Below are 17916 nucleotides of genomic sequence, written 5' to 3'. Positions count from 1 at the left end.
AAAAGCCCTTCCGAAGAAGAGCTTTTCACGTGTTTCTATGGGGATTGAATGCATCTCCAGCTGGAATCGAACCAGCGTTGACGGGATGAAAACCCGTTGTCCTAACCCCTAGACGATGGAGACGAACTGGTGAGCCGCACAGGATTCGGACCTGTGACCCACGCCTTAAAAGGGCGTTGCTCTACCAACTGAGCTAGCGGCCCACACAAAAACCATCAGCTTTATAACATGTAATCAACCTCAATGTAAAGTGTTTTCCGGTTTTTTTGGGCCTGGGCCCTTTTTATCCACGTACATCCGGTGATCGGCAGAGTCAAACAGGTCATCCCACTTCCAGGAAGGCCCGAGTTCTTCGCTGGAGGCAATCCCAAGGGAATAATCAAATGGGAATTGTTGGTCCGGCAGGTGGCATATCTTCACCATCTCACCGTCATATCGGGCCATCTCCTCCCGGAACTGGGCAGCGTGCATGCCACAGGCGATAACCAATATCTCATCCCCACCAAAACGGACGACCAGCCGTTCATGCCCCCGGGCGCGGGAGTCGTACCGTCGTTTCCAAAACCCAGCGACATCCCTCAGCAACTGGTCGCCCGCCACATGGCCGTACCGGTCGTTGACCCCTTTGAACCCATCCATGTCAATGAAACCAATATTGACGACCAGTCCAGGATCCTCACAACAGGCAAGTGATGGAATGAAGTTTTCATCAAGGAAACGTCGATTGTACACTCCGGTCAGCGAATCGGTGATGGCCATCTGCTTATAGCCATCCAGAAGGGCCGTCGTCTTGTCATCACGGTCACTGTCGGCAAGCAGATCGCCGGAGACATCCTGCACCGCCTCACTGATCCGAGGAGTACCATCGATCTCCAGATACCGGGACGTCACCCAATAGGTATGGCCGCCCAACATCTCGATCTTGCAGGCCTTCCCTTTGGTACGGAGCGCGCGGATGGATGTGCAATTCTCGCAATGATTGCATCGTCCCCAGAGATCATGGCATTTTCCACCATCCTCCCCTTGGAGATTCTGCACTACGCCTCGTTCAGGATCAACGAAGCGAACCACCTCGTTGTCCATGGCAAGCGCCTTCAGGTATGATTCAGCTTCTTGTTGTGTGACCTTCGTCTGCACCCTGTCCTCCCATGCCGCCGAAACATCTGTTTGTCGTGCAAGTATAGCACAATCAATAAGTTCAATGATATGGGGAAAAAACCGATAAACCGAAAAAACAGCAAACGTGTTGCAAAAGAGATGATTCTTTCGAATACCCGAATCGGGAAAACGTGGTAGAATGTCATGATCATCCTGTGGATAGGAATGTTTGGCTATGGAAACTTTTTATGCGATGAATCTGCAGTATCTCACCAGAATCCTTGTCTCCGCCTTTTTCGGTGCGTGCATCGGATTCGAGCGTGAAAAACGGTTCAAGACCGCCGGTATCAGGACGCACATTTTGGTTGCGCTCTCTTCGTGTCTGATGATGATCGTTTCCAAATACGGATTCTGGGACGTCCTTGGAACCAAAGGGGTGTCGTTAGATGTCTCACGTATCGCCGCCGGCGTCGTCACCGCCATCGGTTTTCTCGGTGCCGGTGTGATCTTCGTCCGTAAGGAAAGCATCACCGGCGTGACCACCGCGGCGGGCCTGTGGGCCACGGTGGGCGTAGGCATCGCCACCGGTGCCGGCATGTTTCTCCTCAGCGGTTGCACCACCCTCCTGATCCTGTTGATCCAGTTCCTGCTGCACCGACCACTGAAGATCTTTGCTTCCCAGCTGTTCGGCACCATCCAAATGGTGGTTCCCGCCGATCTGTTCACCAAAGAGATGCTGGACAAGACCTTTGCGGAAAAGAAGATCCAGATCAAGAACATGCAGATGGACCGGGATGGAGACAATATCGTGCTCCGGCTAGGCGTCGTCTTCCCCCAGGAATTCGGAGAAGAGTCCATCATGAAGGAGTTCAAGGAGTATCCGTACATCTCCAGCATCGAATATTACCCGTCCAACTGATTGTCCTTCCTCTTTCCCCCTGCTATGCTTCGTGGTAAGGACGGGAAGTATGGATCTGAACGAGGAAATCAATGCGCTTCGTGACGCGTTCCGAAGCGGCAAGACGTATGAGCGGGCCTGGCGGGTACAGCAACTGACCACACTGAAAAAAGCGCTGGCAGCATCCGAAGGGGCGCTTTCCGAAGCCCTCCGCCTCGACTTGGGCAAGGATGTGTACGAATCGTACATCACGGAGATCGGGATGGTGTACGGGGAGATCGACTACGCCCTGAAGCATCTGGGCGGCTGGATGCATCCCCGCCGTGTGGCCGGCGCCCTGGCAAACTATCCGTCTTCCAACTACATCATTCCCCAACCGGTCGGCGTTGTGTTGATCATGAGCCCATGGAACTATCCCGTACAGCTGACGCTGGCCCCGTTGGTGGCGGCTTTCAGCGCGGGAGATGTGGCGGTGGTAAAGCCATCCCGCTACAGCACCCATACCAGCGCGGCGCTGAAGCAGATGCTGGATGGCGCGTTCCCTGCGGATGTGGTCCGGACCTACGAAGGGGGGTCGGAGATGAACACCGCGCTTCTGGCCCAGCGGTTCGACCACATCTTCTTCACCGGCAGCCCCAAGGTAGGGAAAGTCGTTATGGAAGCGGCCAGCAAATACCTGACGCCGGTGACGTTGGAGCTGGGCGGCAAAAGCCCGGTGGTCATTGACGAGACGGCGGACATTCCCCTGGCGGCGCGCCGCATCGCCTGGGGCAAGTGCCTCAACGCGGGACAGACCTGCGTCGCCCCGGACTACGTGCTGGTCGACCGACGCAAGATGGACGCGTTCATCAAAGCGTTTGGCGCCGAGGTCAAACAGATGTATACCGACGACCCCCTCACCTGCCCTGATTTTCCCCATATCATCAACGAGAAACACTACCAGAGGCTGCGGGGACTGCTGGGTTCGGGGAAGATCGTCCTGGGAGGCACCCACGACGACGCGACACGGAAGATTGCGCCGACCATTCTGGAGAATCCCGACCCCCAGAGTCCGGTGATGCAGGAGGAGATCTTCGGCCCGATCCTCCCCGTCATTCCGTTCGATGATTTTGATGGCGCGCTGGCGTTCATCAATGACCGGGAGCATCCGCTCGCGTTGTATCTGTTCTCCAACAATCATGAACGACAGGATCACGTCGTCCACCATTTGCTGTACGGAGGCGGCTGCATCAACGACTGCGTCTGCCACCTGGCCAACCCCAACATGCCCTTTGGCGGCGTCGGGTCCAGCGGCATGGGCCGCTATCATGGAAAAGATGGATTCGAGACGTTCAGCCATTTGAAGAGCATCTTGGTCAAACCGGCCCACCCGGACATCCCGCTCCGCTACGCGCCATACAAGGGAAAACTGAAGACGGCGAAGAAGCTGATGTAAACGCTTTTCCTCACCTTCTTTTTTGCGTACAATGGGGAACATATGAACGGGAAACATGTGGGACGGTATGTCCGTTGGTTGATCAGAGGCATCGCGTTGGGAGTCGTGGTGGGGGCGGCCATGTGGTTGCTCACCACCGCCATCGTCAAGATTTCCGGACTCCGGAGCGCGCACGTATCGCTGCAGATGGCCCTCCCGCTGGGTGCGATCATCACCGCGTGGCTGTACCAGACGCTGGGGCCGTACCTGAGAAGCGGCACCGCACAGGTGATCGAGATCATCAACCATGGGTTGATCGCCCTGGTCAGCCCGACCAGCGCCCATGACGACGAAAAGACAGCGGAAAACATCTCGGCGAAGATGGTTCCGCTGCTGTATCTCTCAACCATGATCTCACACTTGGTGGGGGCTTCCACCGGCAAGGAAGGCGCGGGCGTGCAGATTGGAGCCTCGGTGGGCAATTATGTGGCCCGTCTGGAGGACGTCCTGCTTCCCAAACACCTGGAACACCATGACCCGACGGATACCGGCATCTGGATGATCTGCGGCGCCGGGGCAGCCTTCGGCGCCTTGTTCAACGCGCCGGTGGCTGGCACGCTGTTTGGCCTGCAGTTCTCCTCCCCCCAGGTGAACCGAAGCGAGGCGTTCATCCCCTCCCTGATGGCCAGCTTCACCGCCTGTTTCATCAGCAAGAACCTGCTGGGGATCGCCACGTTGAGCCCCACCCCGTCCCAGGAGGTCACCCTGACTCCCATGGTGTTTGTGACACTCTTTCTCCTTGCCGTCGCCATGGGACTGTTCAGCATGCTGTTCATCTTTCTGGCCGGAGGATACCGCGCCTGGCTATCCAAACGATTCACGTCCGTTTGGACGAGAACCCTGTTCAGCTCGGTGTTGCTGCTCGCATTCTCGTTCCTGTTTGCCGAGATCATCGGGGATTGGCGCCTGAACGGCCTTTCCTCCGCTTTGATCGGCACCCAGGTGGCATGGTACATTCCGCTGGGCAAGATGCTGCTGACCGTGCTGTCCATCGGAAGCGGATTTGTCGGAGGCGAGGTGATCCCCATCATGGTCCTCGGTTCCACCGCATCCTCCCTGTTCTCCGGCCTTGCCGAGCTTCCCCTGAGCGCCATCACCTGTTTCGGTGCGCTTGGCATGCTCTCCGCAGCGACGAAACTTCCCCTTGCCTGTTTCATGCTGGGACTGGAAATCTTTGGCTTCGCCAACCCTGAGGCGCTGTTCTTCGTCTGCATGGTCAGCTACAGCGTCAGCGGCATGAAAGGCATCTACGAAAAACAGGGTACGTTGTTCCACTTCACCGCCCATGGCGTAGCGTAAGGTTTTTCCGGAAAACCTTGACAAACTCCTCAATATATCATTAAATCATCATATGATGATTGATTAAGAAGGAGCTTGGAAATGGACAGGACTCGGGTATGGAAGCTGAGGAATCTCGATTGCGCGGAGTGTGGCGCAAAAGTGGAACAGGCTGTCGCCGCCCTCCCCGGTGTGGAAAAGGCGAACGTCAATTTCCTGCAGATGAAGATGACCGTTACGGCGAAGACGGACCCCACTGAATCTTTCTGGAAGAACGTGGAACGCACCGCCAACGAGACGGAAGACGAAATGGAACTGCGGGTGATGCATGACGGCATCTGCCCGTACTGCAACCATGAACACTGCGTCTGCGGCGTCATCAATGAGAAGAAATCCATCGACTGGGAGCTGGTGCGGATGCTGGTCGCCTTGGTGGTGTTCATCGCTTCCTTCGTTTCCGGCATCCCGTACATCGCGTTGGCAAGCTACGCCATCTGCGGCTACGAAGTGGTGTTCAACGCGCTGAAGAACCTGTTCAAAGGAAAGCTGTTCGATGAGAATTTCCTGATGGCCGTTGCGTCCATCGGCGCCATCGCGCTGGGTGACTACCGTGAGGCGGCCGCCGTCATGCTGTTTTACGAAGTGGGCGAATACTTCCAGGACAAGGCGGTGGAGTCCTCACGCAAGAACATCGCCGACATGATGGATCTGAAGAGCGACACCGCCCTGGTGGTTGCCGATGGCAAGGAAACGGTGACTCCCAGCGAAAACGTCGCCGTCGGATCCATCGTCAAGGTAAAGAACGGGGAGAAGATCCCTCTTGATGGCATCGTGAAGAGCGGTACGTCGTTCCTGGACACCAAGTCCATCACGGGAGAACCGGTCCCCCGCAAGGTGACCGTCGGGGACGAGGTGGTCTCCGGTTGCGTCAATACGGATGGGACCCTGCTGGTCACCGTCACCAAAGCTTACCAGGATTCCACCGTCAAGCGGATCATGGATCTGGTGGAGGATTCCTCCAACCGCAAAGCCCCCAGCGAACAGTTCATCACCAAGTTCTCACGGTACTACACCCCGGTGGTGGTCTTCTCCGCCATCGCGCTGGCCGTCATCCCCACCCTGTTCGTCGGTGATTTCCAGAAATGGCTGTACCGCGCGCTGGTGTTCCTGGTCATCAGCTGCCCCTGCGCCCTGGTCATTTCCGTCCCGCTTTCTTTCTTCTCCGGCATCGGGGCTCTTGCCAAGCGGGGCGTGATGGTCAAAGGCGGCAACTACCTGCAGGCCCTTTCCGAGGCTGACTCCATGGCGTTCGACAAGACGGGCACGCTGACCAAAGGAACGTTCACCGTCACCAGGACGATCCCCTACCAAGGGTTCACCATGGAACAGGTCCTTTCCTACGCTTCATCGGTGGAATCGGAAAGCAACCACCCCATCGCCCGTGCCATCCACGCCGTGCTGCCTGACCAAAAACCCGCCGAAGGCGCCCATGAGCTCTCCGGCAAAGGAATCATCGGGATGGTGGACGGACACAAGGTGGCCTGCGGCAACGCGAAATTGCTCGCCGACCAAGGCGTGGCGATCCAGAGCCATGAGACGAGCGCCGCTTCCGTGGTGGAAGTGGTGGTGGACGGCGTCCATGCCGGCACGATATGGGTCAGCGACACGCTGAAGGATGGCGTCAAACCGACACTGCAGAAACTGAAACAGCTTGGGCTCCGCAACCTGGTGATGCTCACCGGGGACAACAAGGCGGTGGCCCAGGAAGTCGCCGGGGAGATCGGCATCACCAGCGTCAAGGCGGAACTGCTTCCCCAGGACAAGGTGGCGGCGTTTGAAAGCCTGAAGAACGGCCACAAAGTGGCCTATGTGGGAGACGGCATCAATGACGCCCCGGTGCTGGGTCTGTCTGATGTGGGCATCGCCATGGGCGGCATGGGAAGCGACGCCGCCATCGAGGCGAGCGACATCGTCGTCATGACGGACGACATCACCCGGGTCGGCGACGCCGTGGCCATCGCCAAACGGACCAACCGGACGGTGAAGCAGAACATCACGTTCGCCATTTCCATCAAGGTGCTGACGTTGATTCTCGGAGCCCTTGGCATCGCCAACATGTGGATGGCCATTTTCGCCGATGTCGGCGTGGCGATCCTGGCGATCCTCAATTCGCTGCGGATTTTGCTGAAGAAATAAGTTCCACACGGCGATAGCCGCGGGAAGCCCAGCGGGAGGGGAACGAGTGGATCGTCTCGTTCAGATCGTTTGCCAGATCGTTGTAGCGGTCCGCCGCGCGGGAGAGCCGCTCTCTGTTCAACGCGAGCGTGTCCAGCAACGTTGGGGCGGCGGGATTTGTCGCGATGATCGTCCCCTCTTCCTTCAGTTTGCCGAGCGCCTGGTCCATCACCAGGCACGAGGCGACCTTCTGTTCCGTCGGCGCGTCAGAGGAGAGGACATCCCGCTGACGGAAGATATCCTTCAGCGCGTCCGTCGGAGCTCTGACGATTCCGGGAAGATCGGAAACCAGGGAACGCCGGTCGTTCAAAGCGGCGTTGATCTCCGTCGTCACGTCGTTCAGCCGGTGACTCAGACCGGACAGTTTCGACCGGACAGCCACCACATAGATGAGCCAGAGCACGACAAACAGGATCCACCAAACCATACGTCCTCTCCTTTCGATGATTTCTTTTCCACCCTAGCACAAAGGACCGTTCTATGGTAAGGTTTCTTGCTTGAGGACGAGGGTGAGTATGGACGAAAAAACGACACGAAACATCGGCATCATGGCGCACATCGACGCCGGAAAGACCACAACGACGGAACGGATCCTGTTCTACACAGGGGAAAACCATAAGATCGGGGAAGTGGACAACGGGGAAGCGACGATGGATTTCCTGCCCCAGGAGCAGGATCGCGGCATCACCATCGCCAGCGCGGCGACGACCTGTTTCTGGAAAGGGTACCAGATCAACATCATCGACACCCCGGGACATGTCGATTTCACCGCGGAGGTGGAACGTTCCCTCCGCGTCCTGGATGGCGGCATCGTCGTCTTCTCCGCCGTCGGTGGCGTGGAGCCCCAGACGGAAACCGTCTGGCGCCAGGCGGACACCTACCACGTACCCCGGATCGGCTTCGTCAACAAGATGGACCGGATGGGCGCTGATTTCTTCGATGTCCTGGAACAGGTCAAGGCAAAGTTCGGCGCCAACCCGGTGCCGGTGAACATCCCTGTCGGCGCGGAAAGCGGGTTCAACGGGGTCATCGACCTGCTCTCCATGAAGTACCTCACCTTCGATGATTCCGACTTCGGCAAAACGGTGACGGAAAACCCCATCCCCGAAGCGTTGCAGGAGATGGCAGACACTTGGCGGGAGAAGTTGATCGACGCCGTCTCCTCGTTCAGCGATGAGATCATGCAGCTCTACTTCGACGGCAAGGAGATTCCTGTGGATCTGATCAAGCGGACGTTGAAGGAAGCGACCATCCAGCGTAAGGCGCTTCCCATGTTCGCCGGCTCGTCCCTCAGGGACATGGGCGTCCAGCCGTTGATCGACGGCATCGTCGACTATCTTCCCTCTCCCAGCGAGGTTCCGGCCATCACCGGCGTCAACCTGAAGACGGGCAAGGAAGTGCAGGTATCCCATGACACCAACAAACCGCCCCTCGCCCTGGTCTTCAAGATCCAGGTCGACCCGCAGGCCGGTCCGATGGATTTCGTCCGTGTGTACACCGGAACGCTGAAGAAAGGCCAGATGATCATGAACATCTCCAAGAAGAAACGCGAACGGATCGGCAGAATTCTCCGAATGCACGCCGACCGCAGCGAGGACATGACGGAGCTGGAAGCCGGGGACATCGGCGTGATCATCGGCTTCAAGGAAGCCCAGACGGGGGATACGCTGGGAAGCGAAGGCCAGCAGATTCTGCTGGAGAAGATGCACTTCCCCAACCCGGTGATCAGCGTGGCCATCGAGGCGGCGACGGCGGACGACCAGACAAAACTGAAGAACGCGCTTGCCATGCTTGCCCAGGAGGATCCGACGTTCTCCTACAAGGAGGACGAACAGACCGGGCAGCTGTTGATCAGCGGCATGGGAGAGCTCCATCTGGATGTCATCGTCACCCGGCTGACCAAAGAAATGAAGATCAACGCGCGGGTCGGCAAGCCCCAGGTTTCCTATCGTGAGTCGGTCTCCCAGGAAGCTTCCGGTACGGAAACGTTCCAAAAGGTGATCGCCAACAAGGAAAACTTCGCAGGCGTCACCATGACGGTCAAACCGGCAGCCCAGGGCGAAGGCACCAAGTACGTGTGCGCTGCCCGGGTCCATGGCGGCATGCCGGAAGATCTGTACAACGCCATCCAAACCGGTGTGGAAAACGCCATGAAAGGCGGAATCCGTTACGGCTACGCCTGTACGGACATCATCGCCGAAGTGACGGACATCCAGTACAACGAACTGACCTCCACCGCCGTGGCGATGGAATCCGCCGCGGCGATGTGCTTCGACAAGGTGGCGTCCCAGGCAGGTCCGGTATTGATGGAGCCGGTGATGAAGGTGGTTTGCGTCGTTCCTACCCCGTATGTCGGAGAAGTGATCTCCTCCCTGACCAGCAGGGGCGGCATTGTCTCCAGCATGGAGAGCCATCCCACCGGGGACGTGATCAACGCCGAGGCGCCGATGACCCAGATGTTCGGATACACCACCATCCTTCGCTCCGCCACCCAGGGCAGAGGAAGCTTCACCATGGAGTTCAGCCACTACCAGCAGACCACGAAGAAATAGCTTTTTTCCCATTTCTCCTCCCGGCACGATTTATTTTGACAGATGCACAATCGGGTCGTACGATGAATTTATTGGGTCCCAAAGCCCAACAAAGGAGGAGATATGAGCGTTGTGAGTTCGGATGTCCGGAATGTGGCGATCGTCGGGCACAACGGCACCGGTAAAACCACGTTGGTCGAGCAGATGCTGTTCCAGGCGGGTGTCATCCCGTCCTACGGAACGATCGAGAATGGCAAGACAGTGAGTGATTTCACTGAGGAGGAGATCGCCAAGAAGATTTCCGTTCATACGTCCCTCTGCTCTTTTCCCTGGAACGGGAAGACGTTGAATATCCTGGACACGCCGGGAACCGCGGGATTCATCGGAGAGGCCATCTGCGGCTTCCGTTCCTGCGAAACGGCGTTGATGCTGATCGATGCTGTTGATGGCATCCAGATCGAGACGCTGAAACTGTGGCGTCACCTTGACAACAGAAACAAACCACGCGCCGTGTTCATCAACAAGATGGACAAGGAACGCGCTGATTATACCAAGATCATCGACGAGCTGAAGGAGCGGTTCAAACTCTCTTTCGTCCCGTTGAGCATCCCGGTGGGAAGCGGAAAGGATTTCCGCGGCGTGATCAATCTGATCGAAGACAAAGCCTATTTCCTGGATGACAAAGGAAAACTGGCCTCCAGTGAAGTGCCGGCGGAATACCAGGACCTGTACGACCAGTTCCACGCCCAATTGGTGGAGTCCGCCGCCGAAGGCGCCGATGACCTGATCGAAAAATACTTTGACAAAGGCACGCTGGAAGCGGATGACATCCGCCGTGGACTCAGGGAAGGGTTCGCCAACAACCGTGTCGTCCCGGTTTTCTGCGGACAGGCAAGCCTGGGACTGGGTGTGGGTACACTCCTGAACTTCATCAAGAACAACTTCCCCTCCCCGCTGGGGAGAAAGGAATGGATCCTGGACGCTCATGGACAGCATCACGACCTGGCCATCACGCCGGACGGAGCTTTCAGCGGCTACTGCTTCAAGACGACGCTGGACCAGTTCAACGGCAGGCTCTCGTTCGTCAAGGTGGTCACCGGTACGCTTACCGGAAACACCGAGATGGTGGTACGCCCCAGCGGCAAGAAGGAGAAACCGATGAAGGTCTACCGGATGGTCGGCCGCAAGCTGGTGGAGACGGACGCGCTTCCCGCAGGGGACATCGGCATCATCGCCAAGGCGGATGCGATCATGACGAACAGTTCGCTCCTTGAGGATTCCAACGCGACGTACACGTTCCAACCGTTGCAACTCCCCTCTCCGGTGTACAAGCTTGCCATCAGTACGGATGACAAGAAGAGCGAAGTGAAGATGAACGAGGCGTTGTACCGTGTCGCTGAGGAAGACCTTACCTTCAAGACCGGGTTCGACGAAGAAACCAAGGAAAGCTATGTGGCGGGTCTCGGGGAACTGCACCTAAACATGATCCTGGACAAGATCCGGGACAAACAGAAGATCACCATCCACACCAAGCTTCCCCGGGTTGCGTACCGCGAGACGATCACCAAGCCGAGCGGGCTTGCCGAATACACCCACAAGAAACAGACCGGCGGTCACGGCCAGTACGCCAAGGTGGTCCTGCAGATCGAACCGTCCGAACGGGGCGCGCAGTACGTGTTCACCAACGCCATCAAGGGGGGGGCGATCAGCAAAGGGTATATTCCCGGCATCGAGAAAGGACTGCATGAGCAGATGGCCGAAGGGTTCCTGGCCGGCTACCCGATGGTGGACATCGCCATCACCCTGATCGACGGCAAGGAACATCCCGTCGACTCCAGCGACATGGCGTTCAAACTCGCCGGAAAAGGCGCGATGAAGGCGGCGCTGGCCAAAGCGGGATGCGTGTTGCTCGAGCCGATCATGAGCATCCAGATCTACGTGGACAACGAATACCTTGGAGCGATCCTTTCCGACCTCTCCTCCAAACGGGGACGTGTGCTCGGACAGGAGGAAGCAGGCTCACTGCAGGTGGTCAAGGCGTTGGTCCCCCAGTCCGAAGTGCTGAACTACGTGGTGGATCTGAAGAGCATGACCAGCGGGACCGGTTCGTTCGACATGGAGTTCGACCACTACGAGAAACTGACCGGCAAACTCGCCGATGAGGTGATCGAGGAAGGAAAGAAACACATGAAGACGGACGAAGAAGAATAACCGTTTTTTTCTGGTACGTCGACGACCGGGCAATCCCCGGTCGTTTTTGTTTGGATCAGGCTGCCCAGGGACGATGCAGCACGCGGGTGATGAACAGCCGCGCAAGGTCGGGATCCAACTGGGTTCCGCTGACTCTCTGAATCTCCGCTGCCGCCTGGTCCGGGGTGAGCGCTTTGCGGTACGGGCGGTCACTGACCATGGCGTCCCAGGTATCCACCACGGCGAGGATCCGGGAACACAACGGAATGTCCGTTCCTTTCAGACCTCTGGGGTACCCGCATCCATCATACCGTTCATGATGGGCAAGTACCCAACTTGCCAACGGGGCTGTCTGGACACAGGAAGAAAGGATCCGTGAACCAATTTCGGAATGCCGTTTTACCGCTTCCCGTTCCTGGACATCCAGCTTGCCCGGTTTGTTCAGTATCTGCTCATCCACCCCGATCTTCCCAATGTCATGGAGCAATCCCGCGACGCGCATCTGGGAGACCAGCCGGGGGCTGAGACCGGCGGCACGGGCCAACGCGGCGCTCCCGTCGCCGACCCGCTGGGAATGCTGTTCCTCCCGTGGGCTCTTCGCCTGCAGGCTGTTCAGGATCACCGTGACGACATTTCCTTTGCCCTCTCCGTTGTCATAGATGCGTCGCGCTTCAAGGTCATCCTCCGCCTTCTCCACCACCGCCCCGACATCGTCCGTGACCTGGTTGGTGGTTGCAATGCCAAAAGACGCAGAGAGCGTAATCATCCCACCCACCGTATGGCAGGAAAGACGGGAGAGAATCCGTTCGGTCAACGCTTCTGCCATCCGCGCGTCATGCCGGGGAAGCAACAGGGACACCTCGTCCCCATCCGTGCGGGCCAGATAGCCACCCTGGGGAAGACAATCGGCGCAAATGTCGGTAAACCGTTTGATCTGCTGGTCCCCTACCTGCCTGCCGAACATGCTGTTGATCATACTGACGGAATGGAGATTCCCGACCACCACGGCAAGGGGAACATCCTCATGCTCGATGGAAAGTTCCCTGACCTTCTCTTCCCAAGCGGTATGGTTGTACTGGCCGGTCAACGTGTCATGGCACCCCGCGTAGGAAAGCCTGAGCTCCTCCTCCTTCTCCCGTGTGATGTCACGGACGACTCCCAGCACCTTCTGTACCTGACAACAGGGGAAAGAGGTCATCACCACTTCCGTCCAGAGCAACGATCCATCCGCCGTACGCAACCGCACCTGCACGCGCTTCTCCTCGGAACCAGGGACGCACATCCCACGTTCCCACACATCGGCGTCCTGCCCGCAGACAAGCCCCTTCCATCCCAGCGAAAGCATTTCCTGTTTTCCGTATCCCATCATCCGCTGGAACGCTTCGTTCGCCGACAGGCAAACACGCCGTTCTCCGGTTCGGAGAGCGTCATCGCCACCGGCGTTTTGCCAAACAACGAAACGAATTGCTTTTGGCACGGACGGCCAACCGTTTTGCCGCATCCCCTTTTTCCTCCAGAAGACGGACCAACCAGACGAAAAGGCAGGAAGAGAGGGACGCCACCATGGCGGAGAGAAGGAACGAAATAATGGTCGGAAGCGACAGCTGTTTCCCCCCTGCGGCAAAAAGCATCGTTCCGCCGAATGCGGCCAAGGCACCCACCACAAAAAGCGTTGCAGGAATGGCTTGCTTCCGTTCCGTATGATGCACCAGCACCCCGACGAGAAAACAAAGGCCATACCCGAACCAAGCTGCCGTCATACCGGATTCCGGAGCCAGAAGAGAAAGCGCACAGGCGAAAACGAGGGGGATCGCCATCACGGCCGGTCCATACCACACGGTCAAGGAGAAAAAGCAGCATCTGGGGAAACCGAGAACGGCATATCCTTCCCCGGAAAACAGCGCAGGAAGGGCTGCAAGCACGCAACAGAGCCCCAAGAGGAATCCTGTCTCCAGCGTGCCACGGAGGCCATGCATCCGCGGTTGAGAAGCGGAGCTGACTACGTACAGACTCAGAAGTAACGCAAGCGGCATGAGCACAAAAAGGTTCACCATGGCTTCCTATACGAGCAAGTATGCAGAAAACCGGCACGGTCGTGCAAGCCGTTTTTTCACTGTTTTTCCACCCAGATCTCCCGGATGGGGCGTTGAGCGGCCAATCCTTTTTCCTCGAAATGGGTCTGAGGCCGCCAGGGACGAGGATCGGCATACCCACCATATGGATTGACCAGCCCTTCGGTGGCTCCCAGCACCTCTTTGATCTGCTCGGCGTACTCCTCCCAGTCGGTGACACAGTAGATGTATCCGCCCTTCTCCAGTTTCTGGGCAAGCAGGGAAGCGAAGAGCGGTTGGATCAGGCGGCGTTTCTGCTGCCGGTGTTTCTGCCAGGGATCAGGGAAGAAGATATGGAAAGCGGAAACCGATCCGTCAGCCACCATGGTGCGGAGGACCGTCACCGCGTCGAAACGCATCAACCGGAGGTTGGGGATCGCCTCGTCCCCCACCCTGCGCATCAGACGGGCGAAACCGGTGAGAAACACCTCAAGCCCCAGGTAATCATACTGGGGACGTTCCTTGGCGATCCTCAGGGTGGCGTCCCCCATACCGAAACCAATTTCAACGCACAGGGGTTGCCGTTTGGGGAACAACGCGGGGAAATCGGTCACTTCATCCCGGTACGGGATTCCATACTGGGGGAAATACCGCTTCAGCGACTGAAGGTCCGACTCATGAAGATAGCCGCTGCGAAGCACATAGCTCTTCACCTCCCTGCGATGGTCGTCGCGGGGCACCTCGACCCGTTTGAGTTCGGGAATATCCTGATACACATCCTGTTGCGTCCGTTGCATCCGATCACCTCAATCGTTCCAGTTTTTCCAGAAGGAACAACGCCTTGTCCTTCAATGACACCTTGTCCGTCTTCATGAACAGGAAATTGCCGCGCCGCTGGTCGTACCAGACCGATTTCCCGCTCTGCTTGATCAGGGCGATCACCTTCTGGGGGTTGACGTCGGCAACTCTGCCGAACTCCAGCGTCACCGTTCCCTGCCGTTCCGTCAGATGGACGATGGACAGCTTGCGGCAGAGAATCTTGATCTCCGCGATGTACAGCAGGTTGGCCACCTCCTCTGGGATCGGGCCGTACTTGTCGGCGAGCTCCCCGGTGAACGCCTCCAGCTCCGCTTCGGTACGGATGCCGGCGATCCTCCGGTACACGTCAAACTTCACCGAAGGAGCGGTGATGTATGTATCCGGGATGAAGCCGGTGTAATCCAGCTCCAGGAACACATCCCGATCCTCTTCCTTCAAGCCGTGTTTCTGCAGCGTTTCGATGGCATCATCCAGAATCTTGATGTACAGGTCAAGCCCAACGGAAGCCACCTGCCCGCTCTGCTCCCGTCCCAAGAGATTGCCCGTCCCGCGGATCTCCATGTCCTTCATCGCCACCTTGAACCCCGAGCCCAGCTCGGTGTTCTCGCTGATCACCCGAAGCCGTTTCAACGCCACGTCGGAGAGTGTCTCGTCATTGGGGTAGAACAAGTAGGCGTACGCCTGCTGGTCGCCTCGGCCCACCCGGCCCCGGAGCTGGTACAGCTGGCTGACCCCATAGCGGTCAGCCCGGTCGATGATGATCGTGTTGACGTTGGGGATGTCGATGCCGTTCTCGATGATCGTCGTGGAGACCAGCACCTGGATGCCGCCACTGAGAAAACGACGCATCGTATCCTCCAGCTCGTCGCTGTCCATCTGGCCATGGGCGCTCTCGATGATCACCCCGGGGAGATCGGCACGGAGGAAGCGGACCACTTCATCCAACGTCTCGATCCGGTTGTGCAGGTAGAACACCTGTCCTGCCCGGGCCACCTCTTCCTTGATCGCCTTGACGACCAGCCCCTCGTCATACTGCTGGATGAACGTCTTGATGGGAAGCCGTTCGATGGGAGGGGTGGTCAACAACGACATATCGCGGATCTTCAGCAGGGACATGTACAGCGTACGGGGGATCGGGGTGGCGGAAAGGGAAAGACAATCGATGGAAAGGCGCATCTCCTTGATGCGTTCCTTGTCCTTCACGCCGAAACGCTGCTCCTCATCGACGACCAACAGGCCAAGATCCTTGAACAGGATGTCCTTCTGCAGAATCCGGTGTGTGCCGAAAAGGACGTCCACCCTGCCCTCCACCAGGTCGAGCTTGACCCGTTTCTGGTCTTTTTGCGAAATGATTCTGCTCATCAGGGCGCTGCGCACCGGAAAATCCTTGGTCCGGGCAAGGAAGTTCCGGTAGTGCTGCTCGGCAAGAATCGTCGTAGGGGCGAGGAACGCCACCTGCTTGCCGCTCATCACCGCCTTGAACGCCGCACGGAAGGCGATCTCCGTCTTGCCATAGCCGACATCTCCGCAGATCAGGCGGTCCATCACGATGGGCTTTTCCATGTCGCTCTTGATGTCTTCGATGCAGGCAAGCTGGTCCGGCGTCTCATCATAGGGGAACGAGGCTTCGAACTGCAGTTGCCAGTCAGTATCCTTCTGGAACGCGTATCCGACGGAGTTCTTCCGTTTGGCGTACAGGTCGATCAACTTGGAAGCCAGTTCCTCGGCGCTCTTCCGTGCCTTGGCTTTCTTGTGCGCCCAGCCGGTCCCTCCCAGCTTGTCCAGTTTCGGCGCCCCGCCTTCACTGCCGATGTACCGTTGCACCAGGTTGGCCTGCTCGATGGGTACGTACAGCATCTCCTCGTCGGCGTACTGGATCTTGATGTAATCCCGTTCTTTGCCGAAGCTCTTCACCCGGTCGATCTTGATGAACCGTCCGACGCCATAGTTGATGTGGACCACGTAGTCGCCTTCGTTCAGATCGACGAAGCTGTCCAACGGACTGGATTGCACGTGCTGCAGTGTCTTGACCATCTGGCGCCGGTGGCCAAAGATCTCATGTTCACAAATGGCGATGACTTTCAGCCGGGCGATGGAGAATCCTCCGGATATCTCCCGCGTCTCGTACTGGATCTTCGGATATATGGAAAGCATCTGCTTCAGGCGCTCTGTCTGCGGAGCGGTTGCGGAAAACACCGTGATGCGCCATCCATCCTTGGAAAGACCGGTGAGATCCTGCCTGAGGAGCGTCACGCTGCCGAAGTAAGACCGTGGTCCGTCGATGTCAAAGGAAAACGCCTCGGGATCCTGACCACGGATATCCATCACCGTCAACGAATCGGTCCAGCGTTGGTGGAACGACGTGTAATCAAACAGGATGTCATCCAAATTGGCGCTTCCCCCACTGCGGTACGCCTCCCGGTAGAACGCCTTCGCCTCCAGTTCCAGACTTTTGAAGCTGGTGGTAAGCCGTTGATCCCCAACCCAGATGAAATAGTCACCTTTTTGTATATATGAATCTATTAAGATACCGTACTCGGTAGTTTGATTTGTGGGTAACGTCAAAGAAACCTGTTTGACTTCCTGTTTTGTCTGTTGGGTCAGGGGATCAAATGTACTGATTTTCCCCACCTTGTCCCAATCGGCATACAGCCGGAACGGGGTGTCGGATCCATAGGGAAAGACATCCATCACTTCTCCCCGGAGGGTGAACTCCCCCGGATTGGTGGTGGCGGGACTGCGGACGTATCCGGCCTGTACCAAAGTCTCGGAAAACCGTGTACTTTCAAACGGCCCGCCGACGGTAAACGAAAGCGTGGAAGCGGCGATCAGCCCCGTGGAAGGTACCGGAGCGACGAACGGTCGGAGATGGGTGACCACCAATCCGTTTTTCATCTCATGGATACGGGAAAGCGCACGGATTCGTTCATATGAGGAGTTCCCATCGTCCGGTTCATCCAACGAAAGGATTTTCCCGCTGGAAGGAAGGTAGACGCAGTTCATCTCGCTGGTGGAAAGAGCCTCGACTTTCCGACCGTTGACCGGAATTCCACAGTCGCGGAGCATCATCAGGGCGACTTCCTCCGTCGGGCACACCACCCAGACACGACCGTTCTTCTTGCGGGCGATAAGCCGGGCAAGCATGGCAAGAGGGAATCCCTCAATCCCCTGGGCGCGCAAAGACGGCCTGCCGGCAAGGCATGCCTGATAGGCTTCGCTTGTCGTGAGATACTCCCGCACCGAAGCTTCCAATGCTGTTTCCATACGCCGCTACCCTACCATGAACCGGTTGCATTCTGCAACAGCATGGCTCTTGGAAAAGCCGTTTCATTTCACTACACT

Annotated in this window: 12 protein-coding genes and 2 tRNA genes; 6 read left to right on the top strand and 8 right to left on the bottom strand. The window is 57.6% G+C overall.

What is annotated here, in order from left to right:
* Positions 1-51: 51 nt before the first annotated feature.
* From LKE28_10660 to LKE28_10650, 3 genes are all read right to left on the bottom strand, one after another.
* Positions 52-123 (bottom strand) — tRNA-Glu (locus LKE28_10660).
* A 4-nt stretch (positions 124-127) separates the two neighbouring features.
* Positions 128-203, bottom strand: a tRNA-Lys gene (locus LKE28_10655).
* Between the two features lie 37 nt (positions 204-240).
* Positions 241-1137: a GGDEF domain-containing protein gene (locus tag LKE28_10650; protein ID MCH3908661.1), complete on the bottom strand. Its 897-nt coding sequence runs from the start codon at positions 1135-1137 to the stop codon at positions 241-243.
* Positions 1138-1333: 196 nt separating this feature from the next.
* Here LKE28_10650 and LKE28_10645 point away from each other — a divergent pair, with 196 nt between their 5' ends.
* From LKE28_10645 to cadA, 4 genes are all read left to right on the top strand, one after another.
* Positions 1334-2017, top strand: coding sequence for an MgtC/SapB family protein (locus LKE28_10645; GenBank protein MCH3908660.1), 684 nt, complete (start codon positions 1334-1336; stop codon positions 2015-2017).
* Between the two features lie 49 nt (positions 2018-2066).
* Positions 2067-3431, top strand: a complete 1365-nt coding sequence (locus LKE28_10640) for an aldehyde dehydrogenase (GenBank protein MCH3908659.1) — start codon at positions 2067-2069, stop codon at positions 3429-3431.
* Between the two features lie 42 nt (positions 3432-3473).
* Complete coding sequence (locus LKE28_10635) at positions 3474-4769, top strand: chloride channel protein (GenBank protein MCH3908658.1); 1296 nt, start codon at positions 3474-3476, stop codon at positions 4767-4769.
* 81 nt (positions 4770-4850) lie between these two features.
* Positions 4851-6944 (top strand): cadmium-translocating P-type ATPase, encoded by a 2094-nt coding sequence (gene cadA, locus LKE28_10630; GenBank protein ID MCH3908657.1) that lies wholly within the window; start codon positions 4851-4853, stop codon positions 6942-6944.
* On the opposite strand, the gene LKE28_10625 is transcribed toward cadA, so the two are convergent.
* A complete protein-coding gene (locus tag LKE28_10625) occupies positions 6913-7410 on the bottom strand; it encodes a hypothetical protein (protein MCH3908656.1) in 498 nt (165 codons plus the stop codon). The genes cadA and LKE28_10625 overlap by 32 nt on opposite strands.
* Positions 7411-7498: 88 nt before the next feature.
* Here LKE28_10625 and fusA point away from each other — a divergent pair, with 88 nt between their 5' ends.
* The gene (fusA, locus tag LKE28_10620) at positions 7499-9535 is read left to right on the top strand and encodes an elongation factor G (GenBank protein MCH3908655.1); all 2037 of its coding nucleotides are present in this window, start codon (positions 7499-7501) and stop codon (positions 9533-9535) included.
* A 102-nt stretch (positions 9536-9637) separates the two neighbouring features.
* Positions 9638-11725, top strand: coding sequence for an elongation factor G (locus LKE28_10615; protein ID MCH3908654.1), 2088 nt, complete (start codon positions 9638-9640; stop codon positions 11723-11725).
* A gap of 55 nt (positions 11726-11780) precedes the next feature.
* On the opposite strand, the gene LKE28_10610 is transcribed toward LKE28_10615, so the two are convergent.
* From LKE28_10610 to mfd, 4 genes are read right to left on the bottom strand one after another with little or no spacing between them, the layout of a single operon-like run.
* Entirely contained in the window at positions 11781-13181 is a 1401-nt protein-coding gene (locus tag LKE28_10610; GenBank protein ID MCH3908653.1) for a diguanylate cyclase, read from the bottom strand.
* Positions 13132-13758 carry a hypothetical protein gene (locus LKE28_10605; protein MCH3908652.1) on the bottom strand — a complete coding sequence of 209 codons (627 nt, stop codon included), beginning with the start codon at positions 13756-13758 and terminating at the stop codon, positions 13132-13134. Before LKE28_10605 ends, LKE28_10610 begins: the two co-directional genes overlap by 50 nt.
* A gap of 56 nt (positions 13759-13814) precedes the next feature.
* The gene (gene trmB, locus LKE28_10600; GenBank protein ID MCH3908651.1) at positions 13815-14552 is read right to left on the bottom strand and encodes a tRNA (guanosine(46)-N7)-methyltransferase TrmB; all 738 of its coding nucleotides are present in this window, start codon (positions 14550-14552) and stop codon (positions 13815-13817) included.
* Between the two features lie 4 nt (positions 14553-14556).
* Positions 14557-17838, bottom strand: coding sequence for a transcription-repair coupling factor (gene mfd, locus LKE28_10595; GenBank protein ID MCH3908650.1), 3282 nt, complete (start codon positions 17836-17838; stop codon positions 14557-14559).
* Positions 17839-17916: the final 78 nt, after the last annotated feature.

It is taken from the genome of Sphaerochaeta sp. (genome assembly GCA_022482495.1).
GTDB lineage: Bacteria > Spirochaetota > Spirochaetia > Sphaerochaetales > Sphaerochaetaceae > RUG023.
This window is presented reverse-complemented; position numbering and strand designations above follow the sequence as displayed.

Excerpts from the sequence above, each read along its gene's own strand:
- mfd (MCH3908650.1), bottom strand. The coding sequence starts at position 17,838 with ATGGAAACAGCATTGGAAGCTTCGGTGCGGGAGTATCTCACGACAAGC.
- cadA (MCH3908657.1), top strand. The coding sequence starts at position 4,851 with ATGGACAGGACTCGGGTATGGAAGCTGAGGAATCTCGATTGCGCGGAG.
- LKE28_10625 (MCH3908656.1), bottom strand. The coding sequence starts at position 7,410 with ATGGTTTGGTGGATCCTGTTTGTCGTGCTCTGGCTCATCTATGTGGTG.
- trmB (MCH3908651.1), bottom strand. The coding sequence starts at position 14,552 with ATGCAACGGACGCAACAGGATGTGTATCAGGATATTCCCGAACTCAAA.
- LKE28_10635 (MCH3908658.1), top strand. The coding sequence starts at position 3,474 with ATGAACGGGAAACATGTGGGACGGTATGTCCGTTGGTTGATCAGAGGC.
- LKE28_10615 (MCH3908654.1), top strand. The coding sequence starts at position 9,638 with ATGAGCGTTGTGAGTTCGGATGTCCGGAATGTGGCGATCGTCGGGCAC.
- LKE28_10640 (MCH3908659.1), top strand. The coding sequence starts at position 2,067 with ATGGATCTGAACGAGGAAATCAATGCGCTTCGTGACGCGTTCCGAAGC.
- LKE28_10605 (MCH3908652.1), bottom strand. The coding sequence starts at position 13,758 with ATGGTGAACCTTTTTGTGCTCATGCCGCTTGCGTTACTTCTGAGTCTG.
- fusA (MCH3908655.1), top strand. The coding sequence starts at position 7,499 with ATGGACGAAAAAACGACACGAAACATCGGCATCATGGCGCACATCGAC.
- LKE28_10645 (MCH3908660.1), top strand. The coding sequence starts at position 1,334 with ATGGAAACTTTTTATGCGATGAATCTGCAGTATCTCACCAGAATCCTT.